The sequence below is a fragment of the Roseibium sp. SCP14 genome, from assembly GCF_040329475.1.
Classification (GTDB): Bacteria; Pseudomonadota; Alphaproteobacteria; order Rhizobiales; family Stappiaceae; genus Roseibium.
The window spans coordinates 1-249 of record NZ_JBDZYH010000045.1; the positions used below are offsets into that span (position 1 = coordinate 1).

1 protein-coding gene is annotated in these 249 nt (G+C 58.2%); it reads left to right on the forward strand.

What is annotated here, in order from left to right; translation table 11 throughout:
• The coding region (locus ABLQ08_RS32540) for a hypothetical protein (RefSeq protein WP_352950929.1) at nucleotides 1-249 on the forward strand (249 nt) is incomplete at both ends.

Sequence of the window (249 nt, forward strand, 5' to 3'; positions counted from 1 at the left end):
AGCCTTGAGTTCTCCGGCGTGAACTCCACCGGAACGGTGCTGACGGGGAACGGTGATGTTCTGACCTCCAACGGTCTTGAAGTGACCGTGACCGCTTCTGTGGATGCCAATGGCAACCCGGTTCTGACGGGGTCGACAACGGCGGGCGATGTTTTCCGGATCACGTTGAACGACGACGACGAGGGCAGCTACACATTCGAGCTTCTGGACAATCTCGATCATGACATCGGAGCCGGTGACGGTGATGCT